This window comes from Sinorhizobium chiapasense (genome assembly GCF_036488675.1).
In the GTDB taxonomy this organism is placed as follows: Bacteria; Pseudomonadota; Alphaproteobacteria; order Rhizobiales; family Rhizobiaceae; genus Sinorhizobium; species Sinorhizobium chiapasense.
The window spans coordinates 1,676,459-1,694,044 of sequence record NZ_CP133148.1 but is presented as its reverse complement, the minus strand read 5'-3'; the positions used below and the strand labels follow the sequence as shown (position 1 = coordinate 1,694,044).

Annotated in this window: 20 protein-coding genes; 7 read left to right on the top strand and 13 right to left on the bottom strand. The window is 60.5% G+C overall.

What is annotated here, in order from left to right; translation table 11 throughout:
• The first annotated feature begins 340 nt into the window (after window positions 1-340).
• The 4 genes from rpsD to RB548_RS08140 all read left to right on the top strand — a co-directional run bounded on the left by rpsD (window position 341) and on the right by RB548_RS08140 (window position 3,816).
• Window positions 341-958 carry a 30S ribosomal protein S4 gene (gene rpsD / locus RB548_RS08155; RefSeq protein ID WP_173513251.1) on the top strand — a complete coding sequence of 206 codons (618 nt, stop codon included), beginning with the start codon at window positions 341-343 and terminating at the stop codon, window positions 956-958.
• Between the two features lie 96 nt (window positions 959-1,054).
• Window positions 1,055-2,002, top strand: coding sequence for a glutaminase (locus tag RB548_RS08150; RefSeq protein ID WP_331374429.1), 948 nt, complete (start codon window positions 1,055-1,057; stop codon window positions 2,000-2,002).
• 108 nt (window positions 2,003-2,110) lie between these two features.
• Window positions 2,111-2,995: a tRNA 2-thiocytidine(32) synthetase TtcA gene (ttcA, locus tag RB548_RS08145; protein ID WP_331374428.1), complete on the top strand. Its 885-nt coding sequence runs from the start codon at window positions 2,111-2,113 to the stop codon at window positions 2,993-2,995.
• The gene (locus RB548_RS08140; protein ID WP_331374427.1) at window positions 2,992-3,816 is read left to right on the top strand and encodes an inositol monophosphatase family protein; all 825 of its coding nucleotides are present in this window, start codon (window positions 2,992-2,994) and stop codon (window positions 3,814-3,816) included. Before ttcA ends, RB548_RS08140 begins: the two co-directional genes overlap by 4 nt.
• Window positions 3,817-3,918: 102 nt before the next feature.
• Here RB548_RS08140 and RB548_RS08135 read toward each other — a convergent pair whose 3' ends face one another.
• Entirely contained in the window at window positions 3,919-4,842 is a 924-nt protein-coding gene (locus tag RB548_RS08135; protein WP_331374426.1) for a LysR family transcriptional regulator, read from the bottom strand.
• Window positions 4,843-4,965: 123 nt separating this feature from the next.
• On the opposite strand from RB548_RS08135, the gene RB548_RS08130 reads away from it, so the two are divergent.
• Window positions 4,966-5,415, top strand: coding sequence for a cupin domain-containing protein (locus tag RB548_RS08130; RefSeq protein ID WP_331374425.1), 450 nt, complete (start codon window positions 4,966-4,968; stop codon window positions 5,413-5,415).
• Window positions 5,416-5,558: 143 nt separating this feature from the next.
• Here the strand turns inward: RB548_RS08130 and RB548_RS08125 are convergent, their stop codons facing one another.
• From RB548_RS08125 to RB548_RS08090, 8 genes are all read right to left on the bottom strand, one after another.
• Window positions 5,559-6,866, bottom strand: coding sequence for a multidrug effflux MFS transporter (locus tag RB548_RS08125; RefSeq protein ID WP_331374424.1), 1,308 nt, complete (start codon window positions 6,864-6,866; stop codon window positions 5,559-5,561).
• A gap of 93 nt (window positions 6,867-6,959) precedes the next feature.
• Complete coding sequence (locus RB548_RS08120) at window positions 6,960-8,198, bottom strand: multidrug effflux MFS transporter (protein WP_331374423.1); 1,239 nt, start codon at window positions 8,196-8,198, stop codon at window positions 6,960-6,962.
• Window positions 8,199-8,610: 412 nt separating this feature from the next.
• A complete protein-coding gene (grxD, locus tag RB548_RS08115; RefSeq protein WP_153440927.1) occupies window positions 8,611-8,946 on the bottom strand; it encodes a Grx4 family monothiol glutaredoxin in 336 nt (111 codons plus the stop codon).
• Window positions 8,947-9,080: 134 nt separating this feature from the next.
• The gene (locus RB548_RS08110; protein WP_331374422.1) at window positions 9,081-9,326 is read right to left on the bottom strand and encodes a hypothetical protein; all 246 of its coding nucleotides are present in this window, start codon (window positions 9,324-9,326) and stop codon (window positions 9,081-9,083) included.
• Between the two features lie 6 nt (window positions 9,327-9,332).
• Entirely contained in the window at window positions 9,333-9,566 is a 234-nt protein-coding gene (locus RB548_RS08105) for a BolA family protein (RefSeq protein WP_057248940.1), read from the bottom strand.
• Window positions 9,567-9,692: 126 nt separating this feature from the next.
• Window positions 9,693-11,924: a phosphoribosylformylglycinamidine synthase subunit PurL gene (purL, locus tag RB548_RS08100; protein WP_331374421.1), complete on the bottom strand. Its 2,232-nt coding sequence runs from the start codon at window positions 11,922-11,924 to the stop codon at window positions 9,693-9,695.
• A 240-nt stretch (window positions 11,925-12,164) separates the two neighbouring features.
• A complete protein-coding gene (locus RB548_RS08095) occupies window positions 12,165-12,758 on the bottom strand; it encodes an acyloxyacyl hydrolase (RefSeq protein WP_331374420.1) in 594 nt (197 codons plus the stop codon).
• 86 nt (window positions 12,759-12,844) lie between these two features.
• A complete protein-coding gene (locus RB548_RS08090; RefSeq protein ID WP_331374419.1) occupies window positions 12,845-14,263 on the bottom strand; it encodes an aminotransferase-like domain-containing protein in 1,419 nt (472 codons plus the stop codon).
• Between the two features lie 83 nt (window positions 14,264-14,346).
• On the opposite strand from RB548_RS08090, the gene RB548_RS08085 reads away from it, so the two are divergent.
• On the top strand, window positions 14,347-14,613 hold the full coding sequence (locus tag RB548_RS08085) for a DUF1127 domain-containing protein (RefSeq protein ID WP_331374418.1): 267 nt from the start codon (window positions 14,347-14,349) through the stop codon (window positions 14,611-14,613).
• Between the two features lie 109 nt (window positions 14,614-14,722).
• Window positions 14,723-15,034 carry a DUF1330 domain-containing protein gene (locus RB548_RS08080; RefSeq protein WP_331374417.1) on the top strand — a complete coding sequence of 104 codons (312 nt, stop codon included), beginning with the start codon at window positions 14,723-14,725 and terminating at the stop codon, window positions 15,032-15,034.
• 25 nt (window positions 15,035-15,059) lie between these two features.
• Here RB548_RS08080 and RB548_RS08075 read toward each other — a convergent pair whose 3' ends face one another.
• From RB548_RS08075 to purC, 4 genes are all read right to left on the bottom strand, one after another.
• The gene (locus RB548_RS08075) at window positions 15,060-15,467 is read right to left on the bottom strand and encodes a hypothetical protein (protein WP_331374416.1); all 408 of its coding nucleotides are present in this window, start codon (window positions 15,465-15,467) and stop codon (window positions 15,060-15,062) included.
• Between the two features lie 55 nt (window positions 15,468-15,522).
• Window positions 15,523-16,194, bottom strand: coding sequence for a phosphoribosylformylglycinamidine synthase subunit PurQ (purQ, locus tag RB548_RS08070; RefSeq protein WP_331374415.1), 672 nt, complete (start codon window positions 16,192-16,194; stop codon window positions 15,523-15,525).
• A gap of 154 nt (window positions 16,195-16,348) precedes the next feature.
• Window positions 16,349-16,591 (bottom strand): phosphoribosylformylglycinamidine synthase subunit PurS, encoded by a 243-nt coding sequence (gene purS / locus RB548_RS08065; protein WP_025427152.1) that lies wholly within the window; start codon window positions 16,589-16,591, stop codon window positions 16,349-16,351.
• A 20-nt stretch (window positions 16,592-16,611) separates the two neighbouring features.
• On the bottom strand, window positions 16,612-17,376 hold the full coding sequence (gene purC / locus RB548_RS08060; protein WP_180941342.1) for a phosphoribosylaminoimidazolesuccinocarboxamide synthase: 765 nt from the start codon (window positions 17,374-17,376) through the stop codon (window positions 16,612-16,614).
• Between the last annotated feature and the right edge of the window lie 210 nt (window positions 17,377-17,586).

The following is a 17,586-nucleotide window of genomic DNA, read 5'->3' as shown; positions in this document are numbered from 1 at the left end:
GCAACCTACGGCGCCCGCGCCTGATCAGACGCGCAAAGGTCGCTGTAGAACACTGAGTTGCTGCATGTTTCCTTAAATCGGCTCGATTTGAGGATACATGCAGTTGCGGAAATCGCTATATTCCTGTCATATTCCGTTGACAAATCAGCGACCGGTGCGTAAAGACCCGCCCAACGCCGGGCAGCAATGTCCGGTGTTTCATTTGACATGTCCCGTGGTTTCTTGCGTCCGCGTGATCGTGAGAGGCCTGTCAGAACTCAAGAAAATAGGTTCAGAGGAGGGCGTGTTTCCTTGATCCGGCTTGGCAACAGGCCGGTGTAACCGTTTGAAAGGAAATACGATGAGCAAGCGCGAATCGTCCAAGTACAAAATTGACCGCCGTATGGGCGAAAACATCTGGGGCCGTCCGAAGTCCCCGGTAAACCGTCGTGAATACGGCCCGGGCCAGCACGGCCAGCGCCGCAAGTCCAAGCTCTCCGACTTCGGCGTGCAGCTGCGCGCCAAGCAGAAGCTGAAGGGCTACTACGGCGACATCCGTGAAAAGCAGTTCCGTGCAATCTTCGCCGAAGCTTCGCGTCGCAAGGGTGACACTCCGGAAAACCTGATCGGCCTGCTCGAATCGCGCCTCGACGCGATCGTCTACCGCGCCAAGTTCGTTCCGACCGTCTTCGCTGCGCGCCAGTTCGTCAACCATGGCCACGTCAAGGTCAACGGCGTCCGCGTCAACATCGGTTCCTACCGTTGCAAGCCGGGCGACGTCATCGAAGTCAAGGAAAAGTCCAAGCAGCTCGTTTCGGTTCTCGAATCCGTACAGCTCGCTGAGCGCGACGTTCCGGACTACATCGACGCCGACCACAACAAGATGGTCGCGACCTACGTCCGCGTTCCGGTTCTCACCGACGTTCCGTACCCGGTCGTCATGGAACCGCACCTGGTCGTCGAGTTCTATTCGCGTTAATCCGAGGCTCCGGCCTTGTGAGCTTTCGAAAAACCGCCCGGCGACGGGCGGTTTTTTTGTACGATGTGCCGATCAATCCGTATCGAGGGATGCCGCATGCCGGAGCAGCAAGCGCCGCAAGATCTGCAGGCGATCATCGATGACATTTACCGTGAACTGACGCCGCGGCTCGGCGAGGGCAAGGTAGCCGACTACATCCCGCAACTCGCGCGCGTCGACTCTCGCCGTTTCGGCATGGCAATCGTGACGACGAGCGGTCAGATACACCGGGTTGGCGATGCCGAGATGCCGTTTTCGATCCAGAGCGTTTCCAAGGTGTTCACGCTGACACTGGCACTCGGCAAGCATGGCGAGAACATCTGGCACCGGGTCGGGCGCGAACCCTCGGGCTCGGCCTTCAATTCGATTGTGCAGCTGGAGCACGAAGGCGGCAAGCCGCGCAATCCATTCATCAATGCCGGCGCAATCACCATCAGCGACCTCATCCTCGCAGGCCACACGCCGAAGGAGCTGATCGGTGAAATCGTGCAGTTCGTGCGCTATCTTGCCGACGACGACACTATCGTGATCGACCACGAGGTGGCGCGCTCGGAGACGGCGACCGGTTTCCGCAATGTCGCTCTTGCCAACTTCATGCGTTCCTATGGCCGGCTCGATCATCCGGCCGAACACGTCCTCGGCGTCTATTTCCATCATTGCGCGCTGGCGATGACCTGTGTGCAGCTCGCAAAGGCCGGCTTGTTCCTGGCAGCCGGTGGGGCCAACCCTCTGACAGGGCATTCGGTCGTCTCGCGTCAACGTGCGCGCCGCATCAACGCTCTGATGCTGACCTGCGGCCACTATGACGGCTCCGGCGATTTCGCCTATCGCGTCGGCCTGCCAGGCAAGAGTGGTGTCGGCGGAGGGATTATGGCGGTCGCGCCGGGCAGGGCTTCCATCGCCGTCTGGTCGCCGGGGCTCAACCAGAACGGCAATTCGCTGCTCGGTTCACTGGCGCTCGAAATGCTTGCGGCGCGCACCGGCTGGTCCGTCTTCGGCCCTTGATTTTCCCGTTCCGGACCGTTTCCCCTTGATCTCCGGCGCCGGACAGGGCAAGTGCTGGTTCTGGCTTCGGGCGCCTTGTTTTCGCCTACACATTCCGAGACCATTGCCATGGAACTTTCAGCATCGTCCCTGCACGACACGATGGATATCGCCGTTGACGACGATACCCGGTTTGAGGCGGCCCATCCGCTTTTTGCCCGGATGCCATCGTCTGTTTCCTTCAACAAGCTTCGCAAGCGCCTCCTGCGGCAGACGCGTCAGGCGCTCGACGATTTCGGCATGTTGAAGGGCGCGAAGCGCTGGCTGATCGGTCTTTCCGGCGGCAAGGACAGCTACAGCCTGCTCGCTCTGCTGATGGACCTCAAATGGCGTGGGTTACTGCCGGTCGAGCTCATCGCCGGCAATCTCGATCAGGGCCAGCCGAACTTCCCGAAGCATATCCTGCCGGAATACCTGACTTCGATAGGCGTGAAGCACCGCATCGAGTACCGCGACACCTATTCCGTCGTGAAGGAAAAGGTGCCGACCGGCGCGACTTACTGCTCGCTCTGTTCTCGGCTGAGGCGCGGCAATCTCTATCGCATCGCGCGAGAGGAGGGGTGTGATGCCCTGGTCCTCGGTCATCATCGCGAGGACATTCTTGAAACCTTCTTCATGAACCTCTTCCATGGTGGACGGCTCGCATCGATGCCGGCCAAGCTTCTCAACGACGAAGGCGATCTCATGGTGCTGCGGCCGCTTGCCTATGCGGCGGAAGACGATCTCGCAAAGTTCGCGGCAGCCATGGAATTTCCGATCATCCCTTGCGATCTCTGCGGTTCGCAGGACGGTCTCGAACGCAATGCGATGAAGGCGATGCTTGCCGACATCGAGCGGCGCATGCCTGGCCGCAAGGACACGATGTTGCGTGCGCTTGGCCACGTGAACCCGTCGCACCTGCTTGATCCAAATCTTTTCGATTTCCAATCCCTTGCTCCGGAGCCCAAAGAATGAGTCATTCCGTCGACATCGCCGCGCTTGCCAACCTTCTGCAGGAGGCGGCGGTCAAGGAGATCCTGCCGCGCTTCCGCAATCTTGGCTCAGGTGATGTACGTATGAAGTCGGAGGCGATCGATCTCGTCACCGAGGGAGATGAAGCGGCGGAAAGGCTCATCAAGGCCAGGATCGACGCGATCGCGCCCGGCGCCGTCTTCATCGGTGAAGAGTCTGTCGCCGCTGACCCGGCGCTTCTCGACAAGCTCGCCGGTGCCGATCTGGCAATTGTTGTCGATCCGATCGACGGAACGTTTAATTTCGCGGCCGGCTTGCCGCTCTTTGGCGTGATGGCAAGCGTGGTTGCCAAAGGCGAGACCGTCGCCGGGATCATCTATGATCCGCTCGGCAACGATTGGGTCGTTGCCGAGAAGGGGGCGGGCGCCTGGCTGTGCCGGCCGGACGGATCGCAGGAGAAATTGGCGGTGACTGCCGGCGTGCCGCTCGAGAACATGGTCGGCGGTGCTTCGACGGGCTTCTACAAGGAAGAAGACCGCCGGATCGTCATGGGCAATTTGGCCAGGGTCAGAATCGCGACCAGTTACCGTTGCGCTGCGCATGAATATCGGATCTTTGCTGGCGGCCATCTGCACTTCCTGATGTACCAGAAGCTGATGCCGTGGGACCACCTGGCTGGCACCTTGATCGCGGAAGAGGCGGGCGCCTATGCGGCGCGCTTCGATGGCTCGCGCTATCGGCCCGCCCATACGAACGGCGGCCTGCTTCTGGCGACCGACAAGGAAAGCTGGGACGTGTTGCGCCGCGAGGTTTTCATCGTCTGACAAGCATCCGAAGCAATTCCAGGGTGCAATGGTTTTCGTTCCCGAACTGCGTGGTGCAGGCTGTTAGGCCCATTCACTGTCTCAAAGAAACGATGAAATGATCTAGCCGATGGCGGTCCGCTCGCCTTCGTTGAGGATGCGCATCAATTCGATGATCTTCTCCCTCATCCATCTGTGCAACGGGCTGGACGCCGAACGTCGGTGCCAGACCGCAATGATCAATGGCGGATCCATCGGCACTGGCGAGCGGTAGGTTTCCAAGCCGATCTGTGGACCGATCCGCTCGGCCAGCTGACGCGGCACCAGCGCGATTAGGTCGCTTTCCGCGACAGCACGGCAAACGCCCGAGAACACTGGTAAGGTCATCATGACCTTCCGCCGCCGGCCCACCCGGGCCAGGGCGGCGTCTCCCATGGCCGAGAAATTTCCCTCGGGCGAAAAAAGCACGTGTCCAATCTCGCAGAACAGGTCCATCGGAACGATCTCGCCTGGTCGCACCCCCGCCGTTGCCAGTTGAGGATGACTTCGTCGTGTGATCACGACAAAGGTCGAATAGAAGAGCGGCAGGCTGCTGGCCCAATCCGGAATGGGCTGGTTCGGGATCAAAGCAAGATCGGCGTGATATTTCTCGATGCTATCGATATAGCTGTTCGGAACGAGATCGACGAGTTGCGCCCTGATGTTAGGCGCCTGCTTGCGTAGCAGGTCAGCGAGCGCCGGCATTAGCATCTCGGCGAAGAAGTCGCTTGCCGTGATCCGAAAGGTTCCCTCGGCGGCTGCAGGGTCGAACGTGCGCGCCGGGGCAAGAAGGGCCGCAATTCGATCCAATTCCTCCCTGAGCGGCAGTTCGATGGACTTAGCATAATCGGTTGGAACCAAACGGTTGCCGTGGCGCACGAACAGTTCGTCTTTCAGCGCGTGCCGCAGCCTTGCCAGCGCGCCCGACACTGCCGATTGGGACATGTTCAGCCGCTTGCCCGCGTGAACAGTTGACCCCTCGCGCAGAATGGCGTCGAGCACGCGCATCAGGTTCAGATCGAAGGTTGCGAAATTGACCATGGCGATAACCTGTATCGGAACAATCGGTTGGACCGATACTGCGCTGGCGCATAAGCTCGAGTCAATAAGAACGAATTAAGGGAGAAAAAAATGGAAAGCGAATTTCTCTACGGCGATGCCATCGACTGGAATGGGGTTAAATACAGGACAATTCTGTCCACCCGAGCGACCGGCGGCAAGATGTCGATAGTCGATAGCCTTTCGCCGGTCGGAAGCGGGCCTCCCCGTCACGTTCACGAAGCCGAAGACGAGATTTTCGTGATCCTCGGGGGCCAGTGCAAATTCTGGATAGAGGGCAAAGAGTTCATGAGAGGACCGGGTGAGACGGCGTTTATCCCCCGCGGATCGGAACATACGTTCCAGATCTTGGGAAACATTCCTTGCCGCCATCTCGTGATTCTGACACCCGGCGGCTTCGAAGACTTTTTCGCGGAAATGGCAGCGGGCGAGTTCTCCATTCCCGACGACATGCCGGCCATCCTTGCGGCCGCGGGCCGGCATAATCTTCGTTTCACCGGACCGCCGCTGGATATAAACTGAGGGTATGGCGTTGAACAGGCCGGCACGCCCCTTGTTAGCGGCCGGCCGTCAGACTCGCGCGGTCCTCGCGCCTGAAGCGCGCCCGTGTCCACTGGGATTCAGCGACGCGCTTCAGACCTCTGCCGCTTTTTAGGTGAAATGCTTTAGATGTGACCGCCGTGGTCGTGCGCCATGTCCTTGTCGCCGGGATGGGTGAAGAGCTTGCCGTTCTCCGCCCAGAGCGTGGCGAGAATGGTGAGCAGGCCGAACAGAGCGAAGCCACCGAATAGTGGCTGCAGCGTGCCATTGAAGAGCTGGCCAACGGCGGCGCCGAGCAGTGTCCCGCCCGTCGTCGATACGAAGCCGGTGACTGCGGTTGCCGTCCCTGCGAGGTGCCCCATCGGCTCAAGGCTGATGGCGGTGAAGTTCGTCGCGATGACGGCGAAGAACATCAGCAGTATCGAAAACAGCAGATAGCTGATGACGAAGGGGAGCGTGCCGGCGAGCGACAGCAAGAAACCGATCGACGCCAGCGACGTGAAGAGGATCATCGCCGCATGTGAGATGCGGCGCATACCGAAGCTGCGGACGAAGAAGCCGTTGGCGAAATTGGCAACTGCGATGCCGCCCGCGGTCCCTGCAAAGGCGATCGGCAGCCAATCGCCAAGACCGTAGACCTCTCCGAAGACCTGCTGAACGCTGACGATATAGGCACAGATCACGGCGGAGAAGAGCGTAAGCCCGATCATATAGCCGCAGGTTATGCGGTTCGTCAGCACCGTGCGGAATCCAGAGAGGACGGCGCCGACCGAAAGCGGCAGACGCTCCTCTGGCGGCAGGGACTCCTTCATCCGGGTAAGCGCCCAGATAAACAGGACGGCACCAATGCCGCCAATCAGGATAAAGATCCAGTGCCAGCTCGCAGAGACGACCACAAGTTGACCGAGAGACGGAGCGACGATCGGAATTATCATGAAGACGATCATCACGTAAGACATGACCCGTGCCATCTCGCGGCCACCGAAACAATCGCGCACGATTGCCATCGTCGTGATGCGGATGGCGGCTGCACCGATCCCTTGGACGAAGCGCATGACAAGCAAGGCTTCGAAACTCGAGGCCTGCGACGCCGTGAATGAGGTGAGCGTGAAGAAGGCCAGGCCGCCGAGCAGGACAATCCGCCGACCGAAGGCATCGGAAAGGCTGCCGAAGAAGATCTGTGAGAGGCCGAATCCGAGCAGGAAGATGCCGATGACAAGCTGCGCGTCGTTCGCATTTGCGACGCCGAACGACTGCCCGATGCTCTGAAGGGCGGGCAGCATGCTGTCGATCGCAAGCGCGACGCTGGCGGTCATGAGGGCGATCGTCACGATGAACTCGGCGAGGCCCATACGGATGCGTGCTGCGCCAGAAACCCCATCGACATGCTCGGATTGTTGGCGAATGGAGGATCGTTCTGAGACGGAGGACATTGTCGGATATCCATAAAAAGAGCTTGGGAGGAGAAATCGGACCGGCGGATCCGCGGCGGGTGAAGCGGTTGCACCTCTATGCCGTGTTTCGGGCTAACCCGCCGGGTTGTGCGGTCTGAAAAGCTTGCCACCTTCGGCAATCAGAACGAATGCGAGGGCGAAAATGGCGACGGTGAAGCATCCGATAGCAAGCGGCGTCACGGTATCGTCGAAGGCCTGGCCGATGAGCGCACCAATGACCCCGCCGCCGATCGTCTGGGTGAAGCCCAGCACGGAAGACGCGGTTCCGGCCACATGACCGAGCGGTTCCATCGCCATCGCATTGAAATTCGCGGCGATCAGGCCGAACTGAAACATCACTCCCGCATAGAGGATCATGAAGAGCGGCAGCGGCAACGGCCCCGTCAGCGAGACGAACATCAGGACGAAGCTCGCGAGCGTGAAACCGAGAAGCGCGGCATGGGAGAGCGCCCGCATGCCGAACCGCTGGACGAGGCGCGAGTTGGTAAAGGAGGCAACCGCCATCATCCCGGCGAAGGCTGCGAAGACGGCGGGAAACCAGACACCGAGTTCGTAGATGCCGACGAGGATTTGTTGCGCCGAATTGACGAAGCCGAAAAGAGCTCCAAGCAACACGGACGTCGCCAGCGTGTAGCAAAGAGCGAGCCGGTTTGTCAGCACGATGCGGAAGCCGTCCAGTATCGATGAAGCCGTGAAGGCGCGCCGATTGGCAGGTGCCAACGTCTCCCGAAGCCGAAGGGCTACCGGTACGGCGATCGTCACTGCGAACAGCGCGATCACGACGAAGATCATGTGCCATTCCGAAAAGAGCATGATCAACTGACCGATGCTCGGCGCGACGATCGGAACGATCATGAACACCATCATGACCAGCGACATGATCTCCGCCATCTGGCGGCCGCCATATACGTCACGTACGACCGAAACAGTGATGACGCGGGTTGCGGCCGCGCCCACACCCTGCACAAACCGAAAGAAAAGGAGCGCGGTGAACGTCGGCACGAACGCGATCGCAAGCGCGCAGAGGCCGTACAGGGCGAGCCCACCCAACAGCGGGCCCTTTCGCCCGAAGCGGTCGGAAAGTGGGCCGAAGAACAGTTGCGCAAAGCCCATGCCGATGAGGTAGGCGGTGATGACAAACTGCCGGTCGTTTTCGTCGGCAACGCCGAGGCTCGCGCCAATCTCCTGCAGGCCGGGCAGCATGATATCGATCGAAATCGCGTTGATTGACATCAGCATTGCCATCAGCGCGATGAACTGGAACTTCGTCAGTCCCGAGAGAGTGGCGGTCTGATCAATGGGCCTCGTCATGTCACTTGTCCTGCTGATGGCCGGGGTAAGGCAATCGGGTCTTGAAACTGCAACGCGTTGAATTTCCGCATCTGGAACGGGCCGTGTCTGGCCCGAACGATACGGTCGGAGGTTCCGAACGGACTGGCGACCGGCGAAGGCCGGTCGTCACATCAGGTGTGAAGGTAGGACGCGCTCGCTCGTCAAAACGGGCGGCGAGCGGAGGTCCGGGCGAAGCGGTACCCGCTTTCTTGTGCCCTTGAATAGGTGCCCCTCGCGGGCAGCTTATCAGGCTATCGAGAAGGCTCCCTCGCAACCGGAAATTGCCAGTCGCTCAAGAAGCACATTAGAAATTAGACAGTCGAAATATAGCTTCAGAATCAAAAAAGGCGGTCGCCCGCCTTTCCCGATATTTGGAAGGATGCCTTCCGGGTCAGGCGGCACCCTTCACAGAAATACCCTGTCCCTGAAGATGCGACTGCAATTCGCCGGCCTGGAACATCTCGCGGACGATGTCACAGCCGCCGACAAATTCTCCCTTCACATAAAGCTGCGGAATGGTCGGCCAATTGGAATAGTCCTTGATGCCCTGGCGAAGATCCGCATCGGCAAGCACATTGATGCCCTTGTAGTCGACGCCGATATAATCGAGGATCTGGACAACCTGGCCGGAGAAGCCACACTGCGGAAACTGCGGCGTGCCCTTCATGAAGAGAACGACGTCGTTCGTCTTGACTTCGTTATCGATGAAATCGTGAATTCCGCTCATTTTGTCTTCCTTCCTGCGCCGGCTTCAAGGACCGGATGTCGATTGAGGCTTAGATAGCATGCGTGCGCGTGATTTTCACCACCCAATCGCAACAAATATTGATGGTCCTCAAAATGTGGCTTTGATACCACTCGTTACGAGGAACGGCGGCGCAGCTTGCTCCTCGCGGCCGCCGTGCGGCGACGGCTTACCTGTTTTTTCGCGGGTTTGCGCGTCGCAGCTTCGATGATCTCCGCGAGCAGACCGCCACCCGAACCGGCTTTCCTGGTCCGGCGCTTCGTCCGCTTCGTCGCAGTACGCCTCGCGCCGGTCTTCTTCAGGATCTCCTTCAGCGCGCTGTCAACGACACCGCTGACGAGCTCCTTGATCAGATCCGCCATTCCGGCTCACTCCGGCGCGCTGGTCTGGAGGGCGAGCGCGTGAAGCACGCCGCCCATATTGCCCTTCAATGCGTTGTAGACCATCTGGTGCTGCTGCACTCGGGTCTTGCCGCGAAACGCTTCGGCCACGACTTCGGCGGCATAGTGGTCGCCGTCACCGGCCAAATCGCGGATCGTGACCTTTGCGCCGGGGATCCCGGCCTTGATCATGTCTTCGATGTCGCCTGGTGTCATGGGCATGGTACGCCAACTCCCTTTTTTATTCTGCGCCGACAGCGCTGCCGGCGCCTTTCATGTCTTCAGGGAACCACGATTCAGGTGCGGAAAGCAAATGGTGAATCTGCCTGTTCCCGAAGTCTCCGCGCCTTAGTTGTCCGGCGCGAGATCGCCGCCCATGTATTCCGGGAACCATGCTTCGTGCGCCGAGCGCAGGTCCTTGATGGCAACCGCTCGCGCGTCACCGAGCTTCACCGCAGTGCCTCCTGTCCTGCCGATGACCGGCGAGGAAACGCCGGCGGCATCTGCCCGCGCCGCAACCACGTCGGCCTTGTCTGCAGCGACGGTCAGGACGTAGCGGCCCTGGTCCTCGCCGTAGAACACCGGGATGGGATCGCGTCCCGCGGGTGCCTCGACCGTCGCGCCGATGCCCGAGGCGATCGCCATTTCCGCAACGGCAAGCGCCAGGCCGCCCGAGGAGCAGTCGTGCACGGCCGTGACCAATCCGTCCTCGATCAGGGTGCGGACGAAATCGCCCACCTTGCGTTCATGCGTGAGATCGACATGCGGCGCCGGACCGTCGGTGCGGCCATGGACGTCGCGCATGTAGACCGATTGGGCGATATGCGTACCCCAGCCTTCCGTAGCGCCGGCGAGCACGATGGTCTCGTCCGCCGCGGCAAAGGCGATGCGCGCCATCTTCGACCAGTCCTTGATGAGACCGACGCCGCCGATCGTCGGGGTCGGCAGGATCGCCTGGCCATTGGTCTCGTTATAGAGCGACACGTTGCCCGAAACGATCGGGAAGTCGAGCGCGCGGCAGGCTTCGCCGATGCCTTTGATCGCATGGACGAGCTGGCTCATGATCTCAGGGCGCTCGGGGTTGCCGAAATTCAGGTTGTCGGTCGCGGCGAGCGGCAGGGCGCCGGTCGCTGTCAGGTTGCGCCAGCACTCGGCCACGGCCTGCTTGCCGCCCTCGAACGGATCGGCTTCGACATAGCGCGGGGTGACGTCCGAGGAGAAGGCAAGCGCCTTGGTCTCATGGCCCTCGACGCGGACCACACCGGCGTCACCGCCCGGCAATTGCAGCGAATTGCCCTGGATCAGCGTATCATATTGCTCATACACCCAGCGGCGCGAGGAATTGTTGGCCGAGCCTACCAGCTTCAGAAGCGCCTCGGCCACATCGGCCTGCGGGACGTCGTTGGTGGCGAGTGGCGAGGCGGTCGTTGCCGGCGTCCAGGGACGATCGTATTCCGGCGCCTGGTCGCCGAGTTCCTTGATCGGCAGGTTCGCCACTTCCTCGCCCTGGTGCAGGATGCGGAAGCGCAGGTCGTCCGTGGTCTTGCCGACGATTGCAAAATCGAGGCCCCACTTGACGAAGATCGCCTTGGCTTGCCCTTCCTTTTCGGGGCGCAGCACCATGAGCATGCGCTCCTGGCTTTCGGAAAGCATCATCTCGTACGCCGTCATGCGTTCTTCACGCACCGGCACCTTGTCGAGATCGAGTTCGATGCCAAGGTCACCCTTGGCGCCCATCTCGACCGCCGAGCAGGTAAGGCCTGCCGCGCCCATGTCCTGGATCGCGATCACAGCGCCCGTCTGCATCAGTTCGAGGCAGGCTTCGAGCAGGCATTTCTCGGTGAAAGGATCGCCGACCTGCACGGTCGGGCGTTTCTCCTCGATCGACTCATCGAATTCGGCCGAGGCCATGGTCGCGCCGCCGACGCCGTCGCGGCCGGTCTTGGCACCGAGATAAACAACGGGCAGACCGACGCCTTCGGCCTTCGAATAGAAGATCGCATCGCTCTTCGCCAGACCGGCGGCGAAGGCGTTGACGAGAATGTTGCCATTGTAACGCGCATCGAACTCAACCTCGCCGCCGACCGTCGGGACGCCGAAGGAGTTGCCGTAACCGCCGACACCAGCCACAACGCCGGACACCAGATGGCGGGTCTTGGGGTGATCCGGCGAGCCGAAGCGCAGCGCGTTCATCGCGGCGATCGGACGTGCGCCCATGGTGAAGACGTCGCGCAGGATGCCGCCGACGCCGGTCGCAGCCCCCTGGTATGGTTCGATATAGGAGGGATGGTTATGACTCTCCATCTTGAAGACGACACAGTCGCCATCATCGATATCGACGACGCCGGCGTTTTCACCCGGTCCCTGAATGACTCGCGGCCCCTTGGTCGGGAGTGTCCGCAGCCACTTCTTCGACGACTTGTAGGAGCAGTGTTCATTCCACATCGCCGAGAAAATACCGAGTTCGGTAAAGGTCGGCTCGCGCCCGATCAGGCTCAGAATGCGCTCGTATTCATCGGGCTTCAGCCCGTGCGAGGCGATAAGATCCGGGGTGATGGGGCGGGTGTTGGAAATCGTCATCGTCGACCGTCAATCCTTCGGGCGGCGCGCAACCCTTCTAAAGGGATACGGCGCGTGCGAACCGCAACAGACACAACTGCTACAGTGACCTTTGCACGTCTGGTACAACGCGCGGCACTGCAGGGGGCGCTTTGCGGCTTCTTTAGCCTATGCTGCGACGCGGCGCGACAGAAAAATAAGGTCAATCAACAGGGCGCCAGAGCGTACATCCGAGGGCAACGGCAGGAAAAAAGCGAGGCGTCAAAACTTGTAGCCGAGCATCAGGCCCGCACGCGTCAGGCCGTCATTGGGGCCGTTGCAAACATCGGCATTCGACGCATGTTCTAGCGTGGCCGAGAGATTCCAATGATCGTCGAAGCGATAGCCGGCGGCCGCGTATTCGCGAAACAGCAAGCGACAGCCAAGCTTCGGCCCGCTCGTACCGTCATCGTTCAAGTCGCCGTCGTGAACGGTGGCACCGACGCCAAGTTCGACGAAAAGCCGTTCAGTGAGATCGGCATCCCAGCTGAAACCACCATAGACCTCGTTCACGCCGCTGGAAGACGTTGCGATCGACGCACCGGCGTGAATACGCGGCCGCAGGATCTTTTCGGCAATACCAGTCGCGCTGTCGGCTCCGAGAGGATCGAAGAAGATCGTGAAGGACGGGAAGACGCCGCTCTCGTGATTGTCTCCGTCCCCAATCGATGTGGTGGCGCCGAAGCGTATTTCATCGAAGATGCCTTCTGCCGCCTTCGCTTGAGATGCGTGCGCCGCGAGCCCGGTCGAAAAGAACAGGGCGACCGCGAAATGCGAAAACTTGCCCTGACCTGCAAACGAGCGTGGGTGCGCCATGCAAAATCCCTCAACCGAATCAATTTTAACGCAGCACAGCAATAGATTGCCGTGGCTTGCGCGAAAGTCATCTCCAAAAATTGACTTCAATCAAAGCTGTCGTAGCCGGTGCGGCCGCTGTCGAGCAGTCGCCGTAGGACTTGAAATCCTCTACGCACTTCGGACCGCTCGGGCGGCGAAGAAAAGCCGACGCGGATGCGATGGAAGGCACGCTCCGCGCGCCCAGCCTTGAACTCGTCCTCGTCGTCGACCAGCACGCCTTCCTGCAGCGCCGCCTGCTTGAAGGTCCCCGAAAGCCAGGGATCCGGCAACTTCAGCCAGAGGAAGGGCACCTTCGGGTGGGAATTGAACTCGAGTCCGGAAAAGACTTCGCGCGCCATCGTTTCACGCGCAGTGATTTCCTCAACGGCGCGGTTACGCAAGGCGGATGCGGCGCCTGATAGAACCAAGCGCGCGCAAAGCTCGGCAAGAATGAAGGGAAGCCCGCCGCTCACCATCTTGTGCGCGATGCGGACCCGTTGGCTGAAATGCGGCGGACAGGCGACCCAGCCGCCGCGAACGCCGGCCGCAACGGACTTCGACAGGCCTCCAACGAGGAAGGTCCGTTCCGGTGCCAGTTCTGCGACCAACGGCACGCGATCACCCGTCATCGAACCATAAACTTCATCCTCGACCAGCCAAACGCCGTACTTTCGCGCGATCTCGGCCACCGCCACGCGCCTGTCCAGCGGCATGACGGCAACGGTCGGGTTCTGGGCGCTCGGCATGAGGAAGGCGAGTTTCGGATGTTGCTGGGCGCAGACGCGTTCGAAGTCGTCCGGAACGAGGCCGAATTCGTCGCTTTCCACCAGTGCCGTCCGACGACCGATCAGGCCCGTACTGCGGCTGACCTGTGAATAGGTCAATGTTTCGAAGGCAATCCGGTCGCCGGGGGAGGTGACAGCTGAGATCACTGCAATGACGGCGGCATGGGCACCGAGCGTCGGCACGATGGTCTCGCGGGCGGGCCGGAAATTGCCGCGCGCGAGCCACTGGCAGCCCGCCTCGAACCAGTCGTCCGGGAAATTGCGGGCGTAGCTCGCGATATCCGCATGGTGCTCGCGGCTGATGTCACCCAGCAGTTTCGCCAGAACGTCACCCTGGCCGACGTCCGGCGCCGCCGTGCTGTCGAAACGCAACTTGCCCGCCGGCGCGTTGATCGGCCGCGTTCCAGCCAGTGACGTTGTCAAAGGATCGGCCTGCTCGGGCGGGCGGCTTTCCGGGTGATCGAGGACATAGGTGCCGCGGCCGACTTCACCGCTGACGAGTCCTCGTTCGCGGACAATGTTGTAGGCCCGACCGATCGTGCCGATCGTCACGCCGATGTCGAAGGCAAGATTGCGCTGTGGCGGCAGCTTCCTTCCCACAGGCAAGGTCCCGCTGCCGATCGCCTGCTCGATTTGATCGGCGATCCGGGCGTAGAGGGGGCCTTGGCCCTGCTGTATATCGGGCAGCCAAGTTGTCATAGTGACAATTGTCTATATTGCATCACCAGCCATGTCAATTATCTCTGAATCAATAGCTGAGATGGGTGCAATGGTGATTAACAATGTATACAACGAATACAATTGTTGCGATTCAATCCGTGCGGCCGCGGGCGTTGGCGCCCCGCAAGGCGCGCTTCGTTTACGAGCATCAGAGCCCGGCACGGAATGTGTTCTCACGGCTCTGGCACCACTATTGCGCACTGGCCGCGAAGAGGCGCAGTCGCCTGGCGCTTGAAGAATTGAGCAGGTACCAGCTCAACGATATCGGCGTGACGGAGGAGGAAGCACGGCGAGAGGCGGCCATTCCTTTCTGGCGCTCGCGGCTCTGAGATTCCCGCCCATACCCGGTTCTCGCTCTCCGGTCGGCATATGTCGCTGAGGCCGCCGCAATGGTATCGTTCCATTGCATGTTTCCTTTGGGGGAATGGGAGAAGAGCGATGGCGAAAGGATACTGGGTGGCCTCGGTCGATGTTACCGATCCAGAGGGGTACAAAGCATACATTGCCGAGAATGCGAATGCTTTTCGAAAGTACGGTGCACGCTTTCTCGCCCGCGGCGGTCAGTGCGAGATGCCCGAGGGAAAGCTGCGCTCGCGCGTTGTTGTGATCGAGTTCCCCACCTACAGCGCGGCGCTGGAGTGCTATCGTTCGCCGGAATACGCGAAAGCCATGGCGCTGAGACTGGGCAAGTCGGTGATGGATCTGGCAATCGTCGAAGGTTACGACAGCCCGCAGCCGTCAGCGTCTTGAGCCGTGGGATTCCAGCGGCGCGTGATCAATTGCAGCCCTCGTCGCCGGCCGCCCAGCGGCGGACATCCGTCGTCATGCGTGTGCCCACCGGCTCGCTGAGGAGCGGACCGAACGCCTGCAGGCGGGCAGGGTGGCCCTCAGCCTGGATGACAGCAAGCGGACGCGCCTCGGGCGATCTCCGCGGTACGATCAGAATGCGCGGACGGCCCGAGAAGGAGTTGAGCTCCGGCGCGAGGCGATAGGCCTTGAAGGCCGGGTCGCCAGATTTGAACCAGCAACCATTGGCGCCGAGCGCCACGCGCTCCATCGTCGGCAATGCGGCGGAACTCGCAGGCGGCGTGGCCGGACGATTCGATTGGCAACCGGCGACAAGCGTGAAGCTCGCGACGGCGCAGGCAAGCACGGAGAGGCGTGCGGAGGAAAATGAAGGCATCGGCGGTCTCGATCGTCGGTGGGTGGCGGGAGGCCGTCTTCTATCAGCGCGATGGTTAAGCAGCGATTACATCGAGGGCGGAGGCGAAGATCCCGCGTCCGTCTGAACCGCCATGTGCCGCCTCGATCAGGTTTTCCGGATGCGGCATCATCCCAAGCACGTTGCCTTTCGCATTCATGACGCCGGCAATGTCGTTGATCGATCCGTTCGGATTGGTGCCGTCAGCGTAACGGAACACAACCTGACCGCTGCCCTCGATTGCCTTCAGCGTTTCTGCATCGGCGAAATAGTTGCCGTCATGATGGGCAACGGGGCTGCGGATGACCTGTCCCTTCGAATAGGCGCGCGTGAAATCCGTGTCGGCGTTGACGACTTCGAGCTTGACCTCGCGGCAGACGAACTTCAACGAGGCATTGCGCATCAGGGCGCCGGGCAGGAGGCCTGCTTCAAGCAGGATCTGGAAGCCGTTGCAAACGCCGAGAACCTTGACGCCCTGATCGGCCCTGGCCTTGATCGCCTGCATCACCGGCATGCGCGCGGCGATCGCACCGCAGCGCAGGTAGTCGCCATAGGAAAAGCCGCCCGGTATGACGATCAGGTCGACGTCCGGAATTTCCGTTTCCGTCTGCCAAACGGTCACAGGCTTATGGCCGGAGATCTTGGTGAGCGCCGCGATCATATCGCGATCGCGGTTGAGACCGGGGAGCTGGACGACGGCAGACTTCATGGGACGTTCATACCTTGCCTTGGCCTCGGCGCCTGAGCAGTTCGAGGCGGTTTTAATGCGCAGTGGGATCGCTGGTCAGTCAATCCGGCTGAGCCGCCAAAAGGACTTTAGGCAGGCGACCGGCCGATCACCAGCGAAGGCCATTCCCCCGCCGTCAGGCGAGGGAGATGGTGTAGTTCTCAATGACAGTATTGGCCAGCAGCTTCTCGCACATGGCCTTGAGGTCGGCTTCCGCCTTGGCCTTGTCGCCTGTTTCGATCTGCAGATCGAAGACCTTGCCCTGGCGAACCTGGCCGATGCCGTCAAAACCGAGCGCACCGAGCGCACCCTCGATTGCCTTGCCCTGAGGGTCGAGAACGCCGTTTTTGAGCGTCACGGTTACACGTGCTTTGATCACTTTGCTTAATATCCCCGAAATTACTTGACCAACACCGGGCCGGAGCCGCGCGGCGGCTCGTTCTCGTTGATGATGCCGAGGCGGCGCGCCACCTCCTGATAGGCTTCGACGAGGCCGCCCATGTCGCGGCGGAACCGGTCTTTGTCCATCTTTTCCTTGGTTTCGACATCCCAGAGGCGGCAGCTATCCGGAGAAATCTCGTCGGCAAGGACGATGCGCATCATATCGCCTTCAAACAGGCGTCCGCATTCGATCTTGAAATCGACGAGCTGGATGCCGACGCCGAGGAAAAGACCGGACAGGAAATCGTTGATGCGGATGGCGAGCGCCATGATGTCATCAAGTTCCTGCGGGCTTGCCCAGCCAAAGGCGGTGATGTGCTCTTCAGACACCATCGGGTCGTCGAGCGCGTCGGCCTTGTAGTAGAATTCGATGATCGAGCGTGGCAGCACGGTGCCTTCCTCGATGCCGAGGCGCTTCGCGAGCGAACCGGCGGCGACATTGCGCACGACGATCTCGAGCGGAATGATTTCCACTTCCTTGATCAACTGCTCGCGCATGTTCAAACGGCGGATAAAATGCGTCGGAATGCCGATCTTGTTCAGATGGGTGAATATGTACTCGGAGATCCGGTTGTTCAGCACACCCTTACCGTCGATGACATCGTGCTTCTTCTTGTTGAAAGCGGTCGCGTCATCCTTGAAAAACTGGATAAGCGTGCCCGGTTCCGGACCCTCGTAAAGGATCTTGGCCTTGCCCTCGTAGATACGGCGGCGACGATTCATGGATTTTATCTCTGTGGTTGGTGGCGCTCTTGGGTCGCGCAATTGGAATTTTCTCAGCGGGTGCATATCTGAAAAGAACGCATTTCACAATCGGCGTATCTTCGCATCCCCCGATTTAGATTAGGGTATCATGAAAGTCACCAAAGGCGAAAACTTCGCATTGCACTTTCAGCGGTGTTTTGGTTTATGGCGATAACTGGTTCCGGCAAG